Source organism: Micromonospora sp. ALFpr18c (assembly GCF_008868155.1).
GTDB lineage: Bacteria > Actinomycetota > Actinomycetes > Mycobacteriales > Micromonosporaceae > Micromonospora.
The window spans coordinates 1-254 of the sequence record NZ_WBKR01000548.1 but is presented as its reverse complement, the minus strand read 5'-3'; the positions used below and the strand labels follow the sequence as shown (position 1 = coordinate 254).

General features: G+C 74.4%; 1 protein-coding gene. It reads right to left on the bottom strand.

What is annotated here, in order from left to right:
- Positions 1 to 110 precede the first annotated feature (110 nt).
- Positions 111 to 209 carry a hypothetical protein gene (locus F8271_RS34370; RefSeq protein WP_370462018.1) on the bottom strand — a complete coding sequence of 33 codons (99 nt, stop codon included), beginning with the start codon at positions 207 to 209 and terminating at the stop codon, positions 111 to 113.
- Positions 210 to 254: the final 45 nt, after the last annotated feature.

Below are 254 nucleotides of genomic sequence, written 5' to 3'. Positions count from 1 at the left end.
CAGCGCGGTCAGTTCGGGCGGGAGGGAGACCGGACCGGCCGTCCGGGCGGCGGCCACCGCGTCGGCCAGGTCCGGCCCGAACTCGGCGACCCGCGGCGCGACCGAGGCGGTCACCGTGAGGTGCACGACTGAGGTTCCCCCGATAACGCGGAGGCGTTCGGCGTCGCTGCTGGTGGTGCCCGGCCGGCGCCGGTCTCGGCCTTCTTCACCCACGTGCGCAACGTCTCGGGATGAACCCCGAGTTGGCCCGCGAT